Below are 16,524 nucleotides of genomic sequence, written 5' to 3' on the forward strand. Positions count from 1 at the left end.
TATTTCCTCTTCAATCCCTTGATGAAGGTGGCTGTTCCGGCATCGCTGAAAACCGGCGCGCTGCAGCCGATCGCCGATATCAGGCACCGGAGTTGCGGCGGTCGCGGTAAAAGCCGAGGCTGATGACATTTGGCCCAAGGGCTCTTTCCTGCGGCACTTTGGCAGGCTCTTCGGTCACGTCGTCCGGCTCTTCGGCGGGCTGCGGAGCGTCCGTCACTGGCGCCTCGGCCCGCGCCCGCAAATCCCTGACATTGCCATGGAGCTGCGCCACCAGCTTGCGATAATAATCGACAATCCGCTGATGCTCTTCGCGTGCGATATACCGCTCCTGAAACCACTGAACCATGTCATTCCCACCTGCTCGATTACAGGAGGGAAACTTCCCGCCGCGGGAGGCGGTTCCGGAGGGGTTCTCGTATGGTTAAGTTTCAGTTGCGGTCGTGGGGAATACGGAGTGCGCTGTTCAGTTCGCGGGACGGCCTTGCCATTTACTCGGCGCATCGCCGGGCTTGTCCCTGATATCTTCGCCCGTAAGCGGTATTCCCTCGTCACAGTTGTCCGCTACTTCCGCCCTGACCCAAATCTTCATGCAGTCGTCAATCGCAGATGCCATCGTCTGCACGATGGCAGGTTTTCGGTTTCGGTCTCTGATCAGTTCAACCCCAGGCCAAGAAGGATAGGTAGCATGAAAGTTCTGCTCGTACTGACTTCACATGACCAGCTCGGCAATACCGGCAAAAAGACGGGCTTCTGGCTCGAGGAACTCGCGGCCCCTTACTACGCATTCAAGGATGCGGGCGCCGAGATGACGCTGGCCTCGCCCAAGGGCGGCCAGCCGCCGCTCGATCCCAAGAGTGACGAGACTGAATTCCAGACCGATCTCACGCGGCGCTTCAATGCCGACGAGGCCGGCAAGGCGCGGCTCGCCAACACGGTGCGGCTCGACAGCGTCAACCAGGCTGACTACGACACGGTCTTCTATCCCGGTGGCCATGGCCCGATGTGGGATCTGGCCGAGGATGCCAACTCCATCAAGCTGATCGAGTCCTTCATTGCGGCCGGCAAGACCATCGCTCTCGTCTGCCATGCGCCGGGCGTGCTTCATCATGTGAAAAACCCGGATGGTACGCCCTTCGTGGCCGGCCGGCAGCTTACCGGCTTCACCAATGGGGAGGAGGAAGGCGTCGGCCTGACGAAGGTCGTTCCCTTCCTCGTCGAGGACGAGCTCCTCAGCCTTGGCGCGATCTTTTCCAAGGTCAAGGACTGGGGCGTTCACACCGTTACCGACGGGCAATTGATCACCGGCCAGAACCCGGCATCGTCTGGCCCGGCCGCGCTGGTCCTGATCGACGCGCTTCGCAAACAGGGCAAGTAACTCGCTCTAGCACCGGCCAGGAAATCGGAATCGATTTTCGGAAAGCCTGATGCGCAGATCCGAGGAGTTAGAGCGTCCCTTGTGCGTCCGGATGGACCACGGCGGTCAAATGAGACAGGCGCAATCAGGCGCTTGTCTCACATCGTCCCATCATCGCGGCCGCCGGATTGCCCGCACCTTGCCGCTGCCGCCGCCGCCGGCGTAGAACACACCGTCACCATCGGACTCCAGCCCGGAAACACCTGTGCCTTCGGGCATCTCCAGCCGCTCCAGCACGTCACCGGTCTTCGGATCGATCCGGCGCACGTCGCTCTTGTCGTCCTCCCAGGTCGCATGCCAGAGCTCGCCATCGACCCAGGTGACACCCGTGACATGGCGCTTGGATTCGATCGTACGCAGGATCTTGCCGGTTTCTGGATCGATCTCGTGGATGCAGCGGTCGCGGTACTGGCCGACCCAGAGGCTGCCCTCGCACCAGGCCATGCCGGAATCCGCACCCTTGCCGGGAGCAGGAATAGTGGCGACGACGGTGCCGGTTTCGGGGTCGATCTTGCGGATCTTGTCTTCGGCGATCTGGAAGAGATAGCGGCCGTCAAAGGCAGTGCCGGCATGAGCGGCGACGTCGATGGTGGTGAGTTCGGCACCGCTTTCGGGGTCCAGCGCCCGCAGGTTTTCACCGGCGGCGAACCAGACCCGGCTGCCGTCATAGGTGACGCCGCCGACATTACGCGCGCCGTCGAAGGGGCCGTATTCGCGGATGATCTCTGCCTGTGATGTCTTCATGGTGTTCCATCCTCTGTTACAGGAGAGATGTTATTCGCTTGGCAGCGGACCGGGGAGTAACAATGTTGTCGGGAAGCCGACGACCGGCGGCATCATCCAGCGCCGCGCCGGGCCATTGCCGAAATACTGCACCTTGCCGGCCTCTTCCAGCGTTTCCAGCGCCCGCTGCACGGTGCGCGAGCTCAAGCCCAGCGCAATTGAAAGCGCCGTGCTGGACCAGGATTCTCCATCTGCGAGAAGCGCCAGCAGCGAGGCATGTTCCTCCTCGACCGGTGGGGCAAGCACCACGACATTACGGCCGCCGAGCGGGATCAGCATGAAACCGCCGCTTGTCGCCTTCACCTCGGCAAGGTTGGCAAGCGCCGCGCGCAGCCGGCCGATCTCGACACGCAGACGCGCCCGGTGGGATTCATCGGCATGGCGGGCGCGGAAGGCGCGGACCAGCAGAAGGGAACGGATGACATCTGATGGTGCTGCTTCGGCAAGCGTGCGGGCGAGCATGAAGAGCACCGGGCGGCTTGCCAGCGGCAGGATCTCGCCGCCTGATCGTATCACGTTGCGGCAGGCATCGATGACCAGCGTGTCGGAGGCAAGCAGCGCCTCGACTTCCTGAAGCTGCAACAGGCGCTCCGTGCCGCCATCGATCAGCCGGGCGGCGGGGGCTTCCAACACCTTTGCCGCCTCGCGCACCTCGACGGCAAGTGCCGGGATATCGGCCTTCGACGCCGCTTCCGCCGCGCGTGCCAGCGCTTGCCTCGCAGGTTCCGTGCGCAACCGGCGGATCGCGACGCCGGCAACGGCAAGCTCGTGGCCGGCACGGGCAGCGGGCGGCAGCGGCGAGGGGTCGAGATCGGCGAGCAGCTTTTCAGCCGCATCCAGATGGCCGATCAGGAGCAGGCGGCGGATCTGCAGATTACGGGCGTGGGCGGCATTGACGCGGTCGCCACGCCTTGCGAGCGTCAGGCGAGCGGCTTCCAGCGCCTTTTCCGGCCAGGTGAGATCGCGCGAGACCAGAGCGATCTCGGCTTCGGCGACGATGCAGCGGGCGCGCGCCACCGCCTCCCGCGGGCCGAAGGCGCGGGCCGCACTCTTCAGCAGCGCCTTGGCGCGGGCGAGATCGCCGAGCTGAGCCATGGCAATGCCGCGCAGGGCGAGCGCCGGCGGGTCGTCGCGCAGGGCCACGCGCTTCATCGCGCCCAGCGCATCGCCGGCGGCCAGCGCCTGTGCGGCAGCAACGATCAGCGAGTCCATCGGAATCCCGTCACACTTGTAACTCCCACCTCTTGGGCAACAAGACCTAGTTTATTCCCTATCGGCAGGCAACGGGCCGGCCGGCACCGAAGTTTCAACGCTAATGAGGAGAAGACCCATGATGATGCACAAAACCGGAACACGGGCGGAATGGCTGCAGGCGCGCATTGCGCTCCTGGATCAGGAAAAGGCGCTGACGCGCCGCAGCGACGAGATCGCCGGCATGCGCCGGGATCTGCCCTGGGTGAAGATCGAGAAGGATTATCGGCTGGAGACGGAAACCGGCATGAAGTCGCTTTCGGAGCTCTTCAAGGGCCGCTCGCAGCTGCTCGTCTATCACTTCATGTTCGGCCCGGACTATACGGCCGGCTGCCCCTCTTGCTCGTCGATCGCCGACGGCTTCAACGGCGTCGTGGTCCATCTGGAAAATCATGACGTCGCCTTCAGCGCCGTCTCCCGTGCGCCGCTTGAAAAACTCCTGGAATTCAAGCGCCGCATGGGCTGGACTTTCGATTGGGCCTCGTCCGATGGCAGCGATTTCAACCGGGATTTCAATGTCTGGTTCACGCCGGAGGAACAGCAGAGTGGCGGCATCGACTATAACTACCGCCGCGAACCACCGATCCCGGCCGTGCTGCAGAAGCAGCAGCCATCAGCCGAACAAAGCCCGGCGGACCTGATCGCCTCGATGACCGGCACCGACATCAACACTTTCACCCGCGACCGCCCCGGTCTCAGCGCCTTCGTGATGAAGGACGGCGAGATCTATCACACCTATTCCTCCTATGCCCGGGGGCTTGACGGTGTTTGGGGCATGTACCAGTGGCTCGACCGCGCGCCGCTCGGCCGCAACGAGGAAGGTGTGTGGTGGCGTCACCACGACCGGTATGGGGCAGGGCAATGAGCACGCCTTCTAGAATGGGGGCCGGCGGCAGCGCCGGCCCGATTCTGTCCGGCATAGCGCGGTGGCTGTCGCTGGCGGCGGCACCGGTCTTTGCGGTGATGGCAGTTCTTTCGGCGAGTGAGCCGGTGGCCGAGATGATCTGCTCGATGAGCGGCATGCAGATGCAGGGGGCGTCGGTCTTCAGCGGCATGGTGCTGATGTATGTGTTGATGAGCCTGTTCCATATCGGGCCTTGGCTCAAGTGGATGGGCGGCGAGGGAGGCTTTCGCCGCCCGTAGGCGGCGGAGGTTCGGCATATCATTGCCTTGGGATAAATTTGACCAAACGTTGCATATTGCCTGTGTGCCCGAATAAGTCGTATGAAGCCCAGGTTAATGTCGGCGCTGTTTTGGGGGCGGAATATTGCGGAGATTTGCGATCTCGTGCGGGCTGTTGATAGCCTTGACGGCCTCCGTGTCGGCTTTCAGCCAGGAGGAAAAACTGGACCCGTCCTGTGCGGAGTTGAATGACGCCTATGCCGCGACGCGGTCGACCACGATATACAGCGAGAAGCTCTACGATATTGATGCGGATGGCGAGCGCAAGCTTCAATTTGAGCACCGGTTCAATCAGGATACGGAGTATCACAAGCGGGTGGAGGCGGCGGACTGGGAGCGTTATCCCCGCTTGAAGCGGGCTCTCAGTGACGAAAACGGCCCAAAATACACATCCTGCGCGTTCATCGCCGAAGAGATGGAGGGTGGTGAGTCCGTCTGGCATTACAGCGGCATGTGGCACCAGAAATCCATCGAGGCTGATATGCATGTCTGGTTCCGCCCAAAAGACAAACGGTTTGTCCGGCTCGAGAGGCGCTTCAGGGATGCGGAATACGCGAGGTCGGAATTTGGATCGACCAGCGGCACCGTTCTGGAAGTCTTTGATTACGATCTCCGCAGGAGTGCTGCGCCTGACGGACCTTTCGATGACGGAAACTGGATTTCAAGGACTTGGAATGGGATCGCGAGCGGCCTTCCAGGCGGTAACGATGACACAACGGAGAAGTAAATCTGGCTTCTGGTTGCCTGTTTGTACGATCCCCAATCGCGCCAACGTGATGGAACCGGGTCAATAACCCTGACGTTTCCGCCTCGCTGTCTCCCGGCAGCCAATGCCCATCCTGGGCACACCCCTTCCGACGGCATCCGGAATTGCCCCGCCTCGCCGCCGCTTTCGGACGGAGGAAACGCATATGTCCGCATTGGCAAGTCTGCGCGCGCTCACCCCGCAGCAGCGCAACACCGTCATCGCCAGCTATCTCGGCTGGACGCTCGACGCCTTCGACTTCTTCATTCTCGTCTTCGTTCTCAAATATATCGCTGAAGAGTTTCACACCGACGTTCCCACGGTCTCCGTGGCGATCTTTCTCACCCTTGCCATGCGGGCGCTCGGCGCCCTGATCTTCGGGCTTGCGGCAGACCGATACGGGCGGCGCATCACGCTGATGGTGAATGTGATGCTCTATTCGCTCTTCGAATTCCTCACCGGTTTTTCGACCGGCCTCACCGTGTTCCTGGTGCTGCGCGCGCTCTACGGCATCGCCATGGGCGGGGAATGGGGTGTCGGCGCCTCGCTCGTCATGGAGACTGTGCCGGAGGAAAGCCGCGGCGTCGTCTCGGGTATCCTGCAGGCGGGGTACCCTTCCGGCTATCTGCTTGCTTCGCTGCTGTTCTTCCTGCTCTTCCCCGTCATCGGCTGGCGCGGCATGTTCTTCGTCGGTGTTCTGCCCGCGCTGCTGGTGCTCTATATCCGCCGCAGCGTTCAAGAGAGCCCGGCCTTCCTGAAACGCCAGCAGCAGGGTGGTGGTCGGCCGTTCCTAACGGTGTTGCGCGAAAACATTCCGCTCTTCATATGGGCGGTGCTTTTAATGACCGCCTTCAATTTCTTCAGTCACGGCACGCAGGATATCTACCCGACCTTCCTCGAAACCCAGCGCAACTATTCGAGCTATACAGTCGGCGCGATCGCCATCGTCTACAATATCGGCGCCATCCTCGGAGGGCTGTTCTTCGGGGCGCTGTCGCAGCGCATCGGCCGCAGACGAGCGATCGTCATCGCCGCGCTGATCGCCGTGCCCATTGCCCCTCTCTGGGCCTATGCGCCGGGGCCGGTGCTGCTCGCGATCGGCGCCTTCCTGATGCAGTTCTTCGTGCAGGGCGCCTGGGGCATCGTGCCCGTGCATCTCAACGAGCTTTCTCCCGACGAAGTGCGCGGCACATTCCCCGGCTTCGCCTATCAGCTCGGCAATCTGCTGGCCTCGGGCAATGCGACGATGCAGGCGAGTTTGGCGTTTCATTGGAACGGTGACTACGCTAGCGCGTTGGTCATAGTAGCCGCCCTAGTTGCCGTCGCAGTCGCGGTGCTCTCCTGGTTCGGCCACGAGAAGAAGGATGTGCGTTTCGGCATGGAGGAAGCCGAAGAGCCGCGTGGCGCGATGAGAATCTAGCGCTGCCCGTGGCTACGAAGGCCGGTGGCGAAAGCTGCCGGCCTTTCCTTGCGCGCTGACTGTTTCATTGGGGCGTGTGTCCGCGCGAATGCTTAATTCTGGTACGATTTTCTAGGCCCGGCCGGTTTCTCCTTTTTTAAGGTCATAGTCCTAGCGTATCCCGAGCGCCGGTCATGTATTGCGTCCCGCCGCGAGGATTTATGGGTTCTACCGAAAATTTCGCCTTCCTGTTACCGGTCATGATGCTGACCTTCGGCTGCACGTTTCTCATTGTCGGCCGGTTCGGGTCGCGAGAGGCGAAGCTCTGGGGGCCGGGTTATCTCTTTGCCGCTGTTGCCTTTTTGATGCCGCTGACGGCGGGTGCGCTGACGGACCAGTATGCCTCGCTGATTGCCGATGCCCTGTTTCTTGCGGCTTTCTTCTTCTATGGCGGCGCGCTGCTTGCCCGCTTCGGGCGGCCGTCCTATCTGCGCTGGCGCCTTGGTTTCACGCTGGTGACCTATGCGGGCATCCTCTATTCGTCGCTGGTTGCCGAAAGCATTCCGGCCGAATTGCTGCTCGACGATCTCGGCTGCGCCGCTCTCCTGACCTTCGGCATCATCGAGAGCCTGCGCCGCATCCGCCACGGAGCCGACCGGGTGCTGCTTGGCGTCTCCGGCCTCGTCGTTGCCGAAATCCTCGTCCGCAATGCCGTCCTGGTTTTCATCGCGCCCTCCTATGGTGGTCCTGATGGTTTTCTTGCCTCGCAATATGCCTTCTTCATGCAGGTGGGCGCCTCGGTTTTCGCTCTGATGTTTGCGCTTTCCGCGCTTGCGGCGTCCACACTCGATATGATCAACGCGCACCGCGATGCCGCCGAGCGCGATCCGCTGACGGGTATGCTGAACCGGCGCGGCTTCGACAGGATGGTGGCCGACAACGGGCGCACCGAAGGCGCTGTCATCATCTGCGACATCGACAATTTCAAATGGGTCAACGACACCTTCGGCCATGGCTCTGGTGATACTGTCATCCAGGCCTTTGCCGAGATGCTGCAGTTGCGGCTGCCGGAAGGCGGCTTTGCGGCGCGCTTCGGCGGCGAGGAATTCGTGGCCTTCCTGCCGGCAACGCCGCTGGTTTCGGGCGCGGATTTCGCCAACAGGGTGCGGCTTGCCTTTGCCGGCGCCGACCGCAAGGCGATCGGCTTCGACGGCAAGATCACCGCAAGTTTCGGTGTCGCCGGCACCAGTTCGGCCGATCATTCCCTCTATGAGCAGATCGCCCGGGCCGACAAGGCGCTCTATGCCGCCAAGGAGGCAGGACGCAACAAGGTGATGGTCGAAGGCGAGCCCCCCAGCGACATGTCCGGACCGCGTCTTTATCGCGCATCCGAAAAGCACGGCTGCTGAGCGATCGGGTCTTGATTGCCCGGAAACCTCCGGTAAATGGTGCGTTTCCACCCATTTCAGTATTTGCTACAGGATCAGCCCATGCCCTTTTCGCTCAACCCGGCCGCCTTCTGGCCGGTGATCATGCTCGTTGTCTCCAATGTCTTCATGACGTTTGCCTGGTATGGGCACCTGAAACACAAGGGCAGCGCGATCTTCCTCGCCATCCTCGCCAGCTGGGGCATCGCCTTCTTCGAATATTGCCTTGCAGTGCCCGCCAACCGCATGGGCTCGGCGGTCTATTCCACGGCGCAGCTGAAGACCATGCAGGAAGTGATTACCCTGCTGGTGTTCTCGGGTTTCTCGGTCTTCTGGCTTGGTGAGAACCTGACCTGGAACCATGCGATCGGCTTTGCTCTGATTGCGGTGGGTGCTTCGTTCATTTTCCGGGGTTGAATCCAACGATTTCAACAGATTACAAATCGTCCATGTCGGGAAATCGCCGCATTTCCTACACCCTGCCGTCGCAATTGGCTGAGACCTTGTCACCATCAGGTGATGAGGAGGTGAACGGTCATGAGCCTGTCTTTTTCGACGATGGCGGCAATCCGTTTCGGTTACGGGTTGCGGCCGGGCGAGACCCCGCCGCAGACGAAGGATGATCTGATCGGGCAGGTGATGCGCGGCGCGGATATCGTGCCGGGCTTTCCGGTCGGCGGTGTCGAGGCGCGGCATACTGCGATCCTCGATCTGCAGGACCGGTTGCGACAGATCCGTCAGGCCGATGGCGACGATCTCGCCCGCCGGCAGCAGCGGCGGCTCCTGCAGCGTCGCGCGCAAATGCTCTTCCAGATGGATGCCAATGCACGGCTCATGCAATCGGTGCTTTCGCCCGACGGTTTCAACGAACGGCTGGCGACTTTCTGGACCAATCATTTCTCCACCAGCGCCAACAAGAGCCTGCCGATGCGGCTGATCGTACCGCTTTACGAGGCCGAAGCGATCCGTCCTTACATGGGCGGCAAGTTCGCGACGTTGCTGCGCAGCGCCACCGAGCATCCCTCCATGCTGATCTATCTCGATCAGGCGCAGTCGCTGGGGCCGGATTCCAAGGGAGGCATGCGGCGCAACAAGGGGCTGAACGAAAATTTTGGCCGCGAACTTCTGGAATTGCACACACTCGGCGCCGGCAGCGGTTACACGCAAGCCGACGTGCGCTCGGCGGCCATGGTGCTGACCGGGCTGACAGTCGACCAGGAGGAAATGGAGACCGCCTTCCGGCCGCAGATCTCCGAGCCTGGCGAACATGAGGTGCTTGGTGTGAGCTACGGCGGGGCGAAGCGCACGCGCAAGGATTACCTTGCCATGCTCGACGATCTCGCGGTCAATCCGAAAACGGCCGAGCATATCAGCCGCAAGCTCGCGGTGCATTTCATCTCCGACCAGCCGCCGCAGGAGATGATCCAGGCTATGAGCGAGGCGTGGAAGAAAACGGATGGGGAACTGTCCGCCGTCTGCCGCGCCATGCTCAACCACCCGGCCGCCTGGCGGGACGAGGGCGCCAAGGCGCGCCAGCCTTTTGATTATATCGTCACCGGGCTTCGGGCGCTGAACAGCGGTGCTGACACCGGCGATGTCGCCGCCTTCATGCAGGCCTATCGGCAGGACGATACCGACAGCGACGACATGATGGCGACGCCGAAAAAGGATGCGGCGCCCGCAACCGACGGACAGGCGATGATGCAGGCGCCGCCAAGCCCTGACGACGAGGCGCGCATGAAGCGTCGCAAGGCTTTCCAGATGGCGCGCTCGCTCGGGCAGGGCGCTCTTCGCCGCATGGGCCAGCCGACATGGCTGCCGCCGAGCCCGGCCGGCTTCGAGGAGAATTTCTCCGCCTGGATTACCGCCAGCCAGCTTTCCGAGCGGTTGTCATGGGCGCGGCGCGCCAGCGCCCAGTTCGGCAGGGATGTCGATCCGCGCGAATTCCTGAAGGCGACGCTGGCCGATGCCGCCCGCGACGAGACGATCCGTGTCGTCTCGCAGGCGCCGAACAGGACCAGTGGTCTGACGCTGGTTCTCGCTTCTCCCGAATTCAACCGGCGATAGAGGATCTCCGTTTTCTTCAAAATACGGACATCCTCTATCTCTCTCTTTTCACGCAATTCCGGACGCAAAACCACTTAAGCACTTTTGCTGGAATTGCTTTAGGAGCCCGTCATGACAGAGTTTACGCTTTCCCGCCGCGGTTTCCTCGCTTCCGCCTGCTGCCTGGCCGCAGCGCCTGTTTTCACGCCCGTCACCTTTGCGGCGATGCCCGGCGACAACCGCTTCGTGACGATCGTGCTGCGCGGCGCGATGGACGGGCTCGCGTTGGTGCAGCCCTATGGCGATGCCGGCTTTGCGGCCTTCAGGCCGACGCTCTCGCTGACGCCGGACAAGGGGCTCATCGATCTCGACGGGCATTTCGGGCTCAATCCGGCGGCGGCCGATCTCATGCCGCTCTGGAAGGCGAAAGAGCTTGCCTTCGTGCATGCCGTCTCCACGCCCTATCGCGACCAGCGCAGCCATTTTGACGGGCAGGACATGCTGGAATCGGGCGGCGAGCATGTGGCAGAGGAAAAGACCGGCTGGCTGAACCGGGCGCTGGCCGTCGTCCCGCGCTCGGATGCGAGGAAGGCGATCGACGTCAACACCTCCACCGAATTGATCCTGACCGGGCCGAACAATGTCGATGTCTGGGCGTCGGACTCCAATCTCGGGCCGGCCAAGGATGAGACGCAATTCCTGATGCGGCTCTATGCCGGCGACCCGGCCTTTGCGAAAGCGATGGACGAGGCGATGCGGGCAAACAGTGCTTCCATGATGGCTGAGCCGACAGGCCAGCGCGGCGAGAAGATCACCGATGTGGCGGCCCTTGCCAGCAACATGCTGAAAGGCGACTATCGCATTGCCAGCTTCTCGATCACCGGCTGGGACACGCATGTCGGCCAACTCGGCCAGTTCAAGCGGCCGGTGCAGGATCTGGCGCAGGCGATCACGACACTGAAGGTCACGCTCGGTCCCGATCTGTGGTCGAAGACGGTGGTGCTTGCCATGACGGAGTTCGGCCGCACGGTGCGCGAGAATGGTTCCGGCGGCACGGATCACGGCACAGGCGGCTGCGCAGTGCTGGCTGGTGGTGCGATCGATGGCGGGAGGATTCTCGGCAAATGGCCTGGGCTCGCAGATGGCAGTCTGCTCGACGACCGCGACCTGATGCCGACGGCGGATGTGCGCGAGCTTGCTGCCGCGATGCTCTACCGGCAGTTCGATGTGTCGGCGGAGGATCTGTCGGGGAAGATTTTCCCGGGGCTGAGTTTCGACAAGGGATCGCAGTTTTTGCGGGCTTGAGCGCTCTGACCCTGAAGCCGGAACGCAAAGTGAGAGGGCAGGCGTGCCGATCCCTCTCAAATTACGTCGGGAAGCTGAAAAGCCGACCGGTCAGATCGCCTCATCCTCAGCCCCGCCATTGACCTGAAGGCTATTCAGGACGGAAAGAATGCCCTGCCAGCTCTGATAGCCCGAAGTCGGGTCGCTGGCACGGCCTTGAGTTTCGATCTTGTCGACGGTGTTACTGGCAATGCCGAGGAAATCCTGCGAGGTGTTGTCGTAGGCGGATTTTTCAGCGTCCGAGAAGGGGATGAGGGTCCCGTTCGGCCCGACTTTGCCGAGCGGCACGCCGGACAGTTGCAGTTGAAGGACCTGCGCGAGGTCGAGATCGCCGGAATCATAGAGATCGCCGGTGAGATCGCGCATTTCGGCTGGCGTCATGTGGGTGAAATCGTAGGAGCCGCCTTCTTCTTCTCCCTCGGACGTATCCTGATCGACCGGCTGGCCGATATCGTCGAGGCTGGCGGCGAAAGCCGAACCGCCGGCTGCGCCCTTCTTCTGGGTCGAAAACGCGGAATAGCTTGGCGTGCTTCCATCGATGCGCATGGGTAGTCTCCTGATCGGGATCATCCTGATGCGCCGGACAATGCTTGCCTTTACTTGCGCGAAGCTGGTCGAGGGGCGGCATTGTTTCTTTGATGCTTGGGATGAAGATCCTGCCCTAAATCCCGCCCCGCAAGGGGGGCTTTTTTCCTCAGATCAAATCGTAAAGCCTGAAAATCCAGGTGATCTGATAGATGAGTCCCGCGCTGACAAACACCGCATGAAACCGCCGGTTCGCCGTCCACGCCGCGACAATACAAAGGACGATATAGACGGCATTCCTCAGCGGATATTCCCACCCGAGTGCTGCCAGATAGGCTTTCCCCTTCAGCAGCGTATCCAGAAAATCGACCGCATAGGTCACGGCCAGCATGCCGAAAAACCATCTGCGCCGTGAGATGAAATATTCCTCGTAGCCGCCGTAATCCTCGATCGTCGTCGGGAAGATCAGCACGCAGAGGAAGAAGAACAGGCAGCAGAAGCTGATGAGGAAGAGGTAGACGCCGAAGGAGATGACGGCGAGCGACTGCAGGCGATATTCCCACCACCAGAAATGGATGATGAACAGGAACATCGAGGCGACCCAGCCGAGATGCACCCAGTAGACCCTGAACTTGCCGGGCGACTGCACGATGCCGCCGAGGCCGGTCAGCAGGCGGGCGAGCGAGAGGCCGATGACCATCGACATCACGGTGCGGATGTAGACGTAAACCTCCGGTGTCGCCGCCGCCTGCATGATGTCACTCCTGCGGGACGACCTTGGGTGTTCCGTCTTCGTCGAGCGCCACCATGATGAATGTGCCGGCGGTGACCTTTTCCTGCTGGTTATAGCGCGAGCGGTGCGCCCAGGCTTCTACCCTTAACGTGATGGAGGTGCGGCCGACCCGCTCCACCTCGGTATAGATCGACAGCGTATCGCCGATCTTGACCGGCAGTTCGAAGGCCATTTCCTTGACCGCGGCCGTCACCACACGACCCCTGGCGCGCTCGGCGGCGCGGATGCCGCTTGCAAGGTCCATCTGCGCCATGACCCAGCCACCGAAGATATCGCCGGCCGGATTGGCGTCTCCGGGCATGGCGAGCGTACGCAAGGTCAGTTCGCCTGTCGGCTTGGCGGCATCGGTCATCAAGGGCTCCTCATCTGGCCGGTGATTCATTTGGAATCACCCTAATGCAAAGGCCGGGCGGTGCGAAGGCCCGCAAAACCGGCTGTTCCGGGCGGGCCCGCAAAAAATATCCGCTGGCTGCGCAAAATTCCCAGCCGTTAAAATTTGGTTCGAATTCAAGTGCTTGATCTAAGGTTGGTGCTGCGCCTGATTGCCTCACGTTACGTTATTTCGTCATATTCTAATCAAGCTTTACCGTCCGGTAAGCGGCCTCCATCAGTATCTGCTCATTGTCACATATGAGAGCCGCCGGAACCCCATGCGCAACATCAGGATTTCAACCCGCCTCTACAGCCTCGTCGCCTTCGCGCTTGCCGTGCTGGCCGCAACGATGATCTTCTTCCTCAACTATTCCTATCGCCAGCTCGAGGCCGAGCGCAAAGCTGGTCTGGCGCAGATGGACGCCACGGCGCTTGCGATCTTCGACAAATATTACAAGCTGGAGCAGGCGGGCACGATGACCCGCGAGCAGGCGCAGTCTGCTGCCAAGGAAGTGATGGCTTCCATGCGCTACGGCGGCGGCACCGGCTATTTCTGGATCAACGACATGCATCCGACCATGGTGATGCACCCGGTCAAGCCTGAGCTCAACGGCACAGATCTGTCGCAGAACAAAGATCCGAACGGTAAGTTCCTGTTCGTCGAATTCGTCAATACGGTGAAGGCGAGCGGGCAGGGCTTCGTCGATTATTACTGGCCGAAGCCGGGCGCCGATCAGCCAGTCCTGAAATATTCGCATGTGGCGGGCTTTGCGCCCTGGGGCTGGGTCGTCGGCACCGGCGTCTATGCAGACGACCTTGCTGCTCTTTACCGCCAGAATGCGATATGGGCTGCGGCGCTCTGCCTGCTCGGCGCCATCGCTACGCTCTCCATCGCCTATGCAATCGTGCGCAGCGTTACCTCGCCGGTTGCCCGGCTGAAGACGGCGATGAATGCAATTGCCGATGAGGATGCCTCGGTCAATATCACCGATGCCGACCGGCGTGACGAGATCGGCCAGATGGCGAAATCGCTGATCGTGCTGCGCGATTCCGTCGCCGAGCGTGCCGAGCTTCGGGTTCGCGAGGACGAGCGCCAGCGGGAGATCGAGGGCGAGCGGCGCGGCAACGAGGCGAGCCTGCGCTCATCCTCCGAACGCCAGACTGCGGCGATGCAGGCGCTCGGCGCCGGACTGGAACGGCTTGCTGCCGGCGACCTGACTGTCGCGATCGACGATATTGGCCAGGATTATGCCAAGCTTCGCAGCGACTTCAACGCTGCGGTCGATGCGTTGAACGGCGTCATCAACGCGATCGCGGAATCGAGCCATATCGTCAATGACAGCGCCCGGGATATCAGCCAGGCGACCGGTAATCTTTCCAAGCGTACCGAACAGCAGGCTGCAGCACTCGAAGAGACCGCAGCCGCTCTCGACGAGATCACCGCCACGGTTCGCACCGCCTCCGAACGCGCCAACGAGGCCCGCAACATGGTGGCGGAAACCAAGACGAGTGCGGGCAAATCCGGCGAGATCGTCCGCAACGCCGTCTCGGCCATGAGCCGCATCGAGGATAGTTCGAGCCGCATCAACCAGATCATCGGTGTTATCGACGAGATCGCCTTCCAGACCAATCTCCTGGCGCTGAACGCCGGCGTCGAGGCCGCACGTGCCGGTGAAGCCGGTCGCGGTTTTGCAGTCGTGGCTCAGGAAGTGCGCGAACTGGCGCAGCGCTCGGCCAATGCGGCCAAGGAGATCAAGGCGCTGATTTCGAGCTCGGCAACGGAAGTCCAGGGTGGCGTGGCGCTGGTGCGCTCCACCGGCGATGCACTGGTCGAGATCGAGGCGCTCGTCAACCGCGTCAACGCCCATGTCGACTCGATTGCCACCGCGGCCCGGGAGCAGGCGACGGGGCTGCATGAGATCAACACATCCGTCAACCACATGGACCAGATGACCCAGCAGAATGCCGCGATGGTCGAGGAGACGACGGCTGCGAGCCAGACGCTGGCGGAAGAGAGCCAGCAGCTGCGGTCGCTCTTGTCGAAGTTCCGGTTGCGGGGGCAGGTAGCGCAGGGTGCTCGGTACGAGCGGGCTGCTTAAGGACCCGGGCGGCGTAACGATCGGGCCACAGTGTTATTCGCTGTGGCCCGTTTCTTTTGTCGCAAGGAAAATTCCAGTCAAAATATCGGGGTCATATCGGCGCAATGCGCAAGGTTTTTTGGACACAAATTCGCTTTGCGTCAGTATATGATTGCACTTTACTTTAAGTGAAATTTAAAGTTTTATTGCGCTTCATCTGGTTCGGTTTTTGGTGTTTATGATGGGCTTTCTTCTAAGAAGTCTTGCCGTCGTTTTCATTACATTTCCACTTTCTTCGTGTATATCGACGATATCGTCTTATGACGAACAGACGGACGCTGCGGCCACGCAACTCCAGAAAGACATCGACACTTTTCTGGTGAAGATGAGTTCGTCGCCTTCGCGCAGCGATCGTTACTTCTCTGCCAATCAGCATTTCTATCAGAAGGCGGCGGTCGATCTCGACTCCCTGGAGATCAGGACGGAGTCGATCAATGCGAACAGCCTGACGGTCGAGCAGGTCAAGCTCATCAAGGAGAATTTCGCTTACATGACGCTGCTGCACAAAGGCTGCGTGACGGCGCCGCTGACGGATGCGCAGAAACATACGGTTCAGACCAACGGTATCGATGTCAGCGTCAGTTGTCGGGTTGAATATGGCGCGACAGTGGAAGCGGCCGGTCGCGGCAGCTCCGCCTTCAACCCGGTTTTCGTCGGGCCAATCAAATCGCTATTCGATATCGAATTCGGCGCAATACTGAAACTGGAGTTGGAAAAGAAGAAGCTCGGAGGAGGAGCATCATGAGCCTCGACGTCGCCGGACTCGGCAAATCCATTCTTGAGGCGTTCAAGGGTATCCTCAAAGACGGTTGGGCCACCGTGAAGGAATATGCGAAGGGCGAAGCCAAGAAGCTGGCGCAGACGCTCGCGCAGATCACCAAGCTCTACGTGACCGGGCAGGTGTCGAAGGCAGAGGCCAGTGTGCTTCTGGAGATGCATAAGAATGCAGCTCGCGCTGTGTTTCTGACCATTGAGGGAATCGGCCTCATCACGGCGCAACGAGCTATTGATGCTGCGCTTGGCGCAGTCGCGCAGGTTGTAAACGGGGCGATTGGTTTCCCGCTGATTTGAGGCTGTCTGCAGCCGTTCTCAAAAAACCTTCCGC

18 protein-coding genes are annotated in these 16,524 nt (G+C 61.3%); 12 read left to right on the forward strand and 6 right to left on the reverse strand.

The features are described 5' to 3' along the window. Positions 1-79: 79 nt before the first annotated feature. Positions 80-346: a hypothetical protein gene (locus tag AC1DUP_RS24710; protein WP_477835125.1), complete on the reverse strand. Its 267-nt coding sequence runs from the start codon at positions 344-346 to the stop codon at positions 80-82. A gap of 339 nt (positions 347-685) precedes the next feature. On the opposite strand from AC1DUP_RS24710, the gene AC1DUP_RS24715 reads away from it, so the two are divergent. Next, complete coding sequence (locus AC1DUP_RS24715) at positions 686-1,375, forward strand: type 1 glutamine amidotransferase domain-containing protein (protein WP_113301536.1); 690 nt, start codon at positions 686-688, stop codon at positions 1,373-1,375. Positions 1,376-1,525: 150 nt separating this feature from the next. On the opposite strand, the gene AC1DUP_RS24720 is transcribed toward AC1DUP_RS24715, so the two are convergent. Together AC1DUP_RS24720 and AC1DUP_RS24725 are read right to left on the reverse strand one after the other, a co-directional pair. Beyond that, positions 1,526-2,158, reverse strand: coding sequence for a Vgb family protein (locus AC1DUP_RS24720; RefSeq protein WP_477835127.1), 633 nt, complete (start codon positions 2,156-2,158; stop codon positions 1,526-1,528). Positions 2,159-2,188: 30 nt separating this feature from the next. Then, a complete protein-coding gene (locus tag AC1DUP_RS24725; RefSeq protein WP_477835129.1) occupies positions 2,189-3,409 on the reverse strand; it encodes a helix-turn-helix domain-containing protein in 1,221 nt (406 codons plus the stop codon). 118 nt (positions 3,410-3,527) lie between these two features. Here AC1DUP_RS24725 and AC1DUP_RS24730 point away from each other — a divergent pair, with 118 nt between their 5' ends. The 8 genes from AC1DUP_RS24730 (at position 3,528) to AC1DUP_RS24765 (ending at position 11,552) form a co-directional block, all read left to right on the forward strand. Beyond that, positions 3,528-4,313 (forward strand): DUF899 domain-containing protein, encoded by a 786-nt coding sequence (locus tag AC1DUP_RS24730; RefSeq protein WP_477835131.1) that lies wholly within the window; start codon positions 3,528-3,530, stop codon positions 4,311-4,313. Further along, positions 4,310-4,591 (forward strand): hypothetical protein, encoded by a 282-nt coding sequence (locus AC1DUP_RS24735; protein WP_477835133.1) that lies wholly within the window; start codon positions 4,310-4,312, stop codon positions 4,589-4,591. Before AC1DUP_RS24730 ends, AC1DUP_RS24735 begins: the two co-directional genes overlap by 4 nt. A gap of 175 nt (positions 4,592-4,766) precedes the next feature. Continuing rightward, positions 4,767-5,357, forward strand: a complete 591-nt coding sequence (locus AC1DUP_RS24740; protein WP_162765410.1) for a hypothetical protein — start codon at positions 4,767-4,769, stop codon at positions 5,355-5,357. Between the two features lie 184 nt (positions 5,358-5,541). Then, entirely contained in the window at positions 5,542-6,795 is a 1,254-nt protein-coding gene (locus AC1DUP_RS24745) for an MFS transporter (protein WP_477835136.1), read from the forward strand. Positions 6,796-6,995: 200 nt separating this feature from the next. Then, positions 6,996-8,183, forward strand: coding sequence for a GGDEF domain-containing protein (locus AC1DUP_RS24750; protein ID WP_113507737.1), 1,188 nt, complete (start codon positions 6,996-6,998; stop codon positions 8,181-8,183). A gap of 81 nt (positions 8,184-8,264) precedes the next feature. After that, the gene (locus AC1DUP_RS24755) at positions 8,265-8,618 is read left to right on the forward strand and encodes a DMT family protein (RefSeq protein WP_113301528.1); all 354 of its coding nucleotides are present in this window, start codon (positions 8,265-8,267) and stop codon (positions 8,616-8,618) included. A 120-nt stretch (positions 8,619-8,738) separates the two neighbouring features. Continuing rightward, positions 8,739-10,268 carry a DUF1800 domain-containing protein gene (locus AC1DUP_RS24760; protein ID WP_477835139.1) on the forward strand — a complete coding sequence of 510 codons (1,530 nt, stop codon included), beginning with the start codon at positions 8,739-8,741 and terminating at the stop codon, positions 10,266-10,268. Between the two features lie 111 nt (positions 10,269-10,379). Next, positions 10,380-11,552 carry a DUF1501 domain-containing protein gene (locus tag AC1DUP_RS24765; protein WP_477835141.1) on the forward strand — a complete coding sequence of 391 codons (1,173 nt, stop codon included), beginning with the start codon at positions 10,380-10,382 and terminating at the stop codon, positions 11,550-11,552. Between the two features lie 90 nt (positions 11,553-11,642). Here AC1DUP_RS24765 and AC1DUP_RS24770 read toward each other — a convergent pair whose 3' ends face one another. From AC1DUP_RS24770 to AC1DUP_RS24780, 3 genes are all read right to left on the reverse strand, one after another. Continuing rightward, a complete protein-coding gene (locus AC1DUP_RS24770) occupies positions 11,643-12,137 on the reverse strand; it encodes a hypothetical protein (RefSeq protein WP_477835143.1) in 495 nt (164 codons plus the stop codon). Positions 12,138-12,285: 148 nt separating this feature from the next. Further along, entirely contained in the window at positions 12,286-12,870 is a 585-nt protein-coding gene (locus AC1DUP_RS24775) for a hypothetical protein (RefSeq protein ID WP_113301524.1), read from the reverse strand. Positions 12,871-12,874: 4 nt separating this feature from the next. After that, positions 12,875-13,261, reverse strand: a complete 387-nt coding sequence (locus AC1DUP_RS24780; RefSeq protein ID WP_113301523.1) for an acyl-CoA thioesterase — start codon at positions 13,259-13,261, stop codon at positions 12,875-12,877. 298 nt (positions 13,262-13,559) lie between these two features. Here AC1DUP_RS24780 and AC1DUP_RS24785 point away from each other — a divergent pair, with 298 nt between their 5' ends. From AC1DUP_RS24785 to AC1DUP_RS24795, 3 genes are all read left to right on the forward strand, one after another. After that, positions 13,560-15,380 carry a methyl-accepting chemotaxis protein gene (locus tag AC1DUP_RS24785; RefSeq protein WP_113301522.1) on the forward strand — a complete coding sequence of 607 codons (1,821 nt, stop codon included), beginning with the start codon at positions 13,560-13,562 and terminating at the stop codon, positions 15,378-15,380. Positions 15,381-15,738: 358 nt separating this feature from the next. After that, positions 15,739-16,164 carry a hypothetical protein gene (locus tag AC1DUP_RS24790; protein ID WP_477835146.1) on the forward strand — a complete coding sequence of 142 codons (426 nt, stop codon included), beginning with the start codon at positions 15,739-15,741 and terminating at the stop codon, positions 16,162-16,164. Further along, on the forward strand, positions 16,161-16,490 hold the full coding sequence (locus AC1DUP_RS24795) for a hypothetical protein (protein ID WP_113301520.1): 330 nt from the start codon (positions 16,161-16,163) through the stop codon (positions 16,488-16,490). Before AC1DUP_RS24790 ends, AC1DUP_RS24795 begins: the two co-directional genes overlap by 4 nt. Positions 16,491-16,524: the final 34 nt, after the last annotated feature.

Source organism: Rhizobium sp. 01L419, from assembly GCF_056400025.1.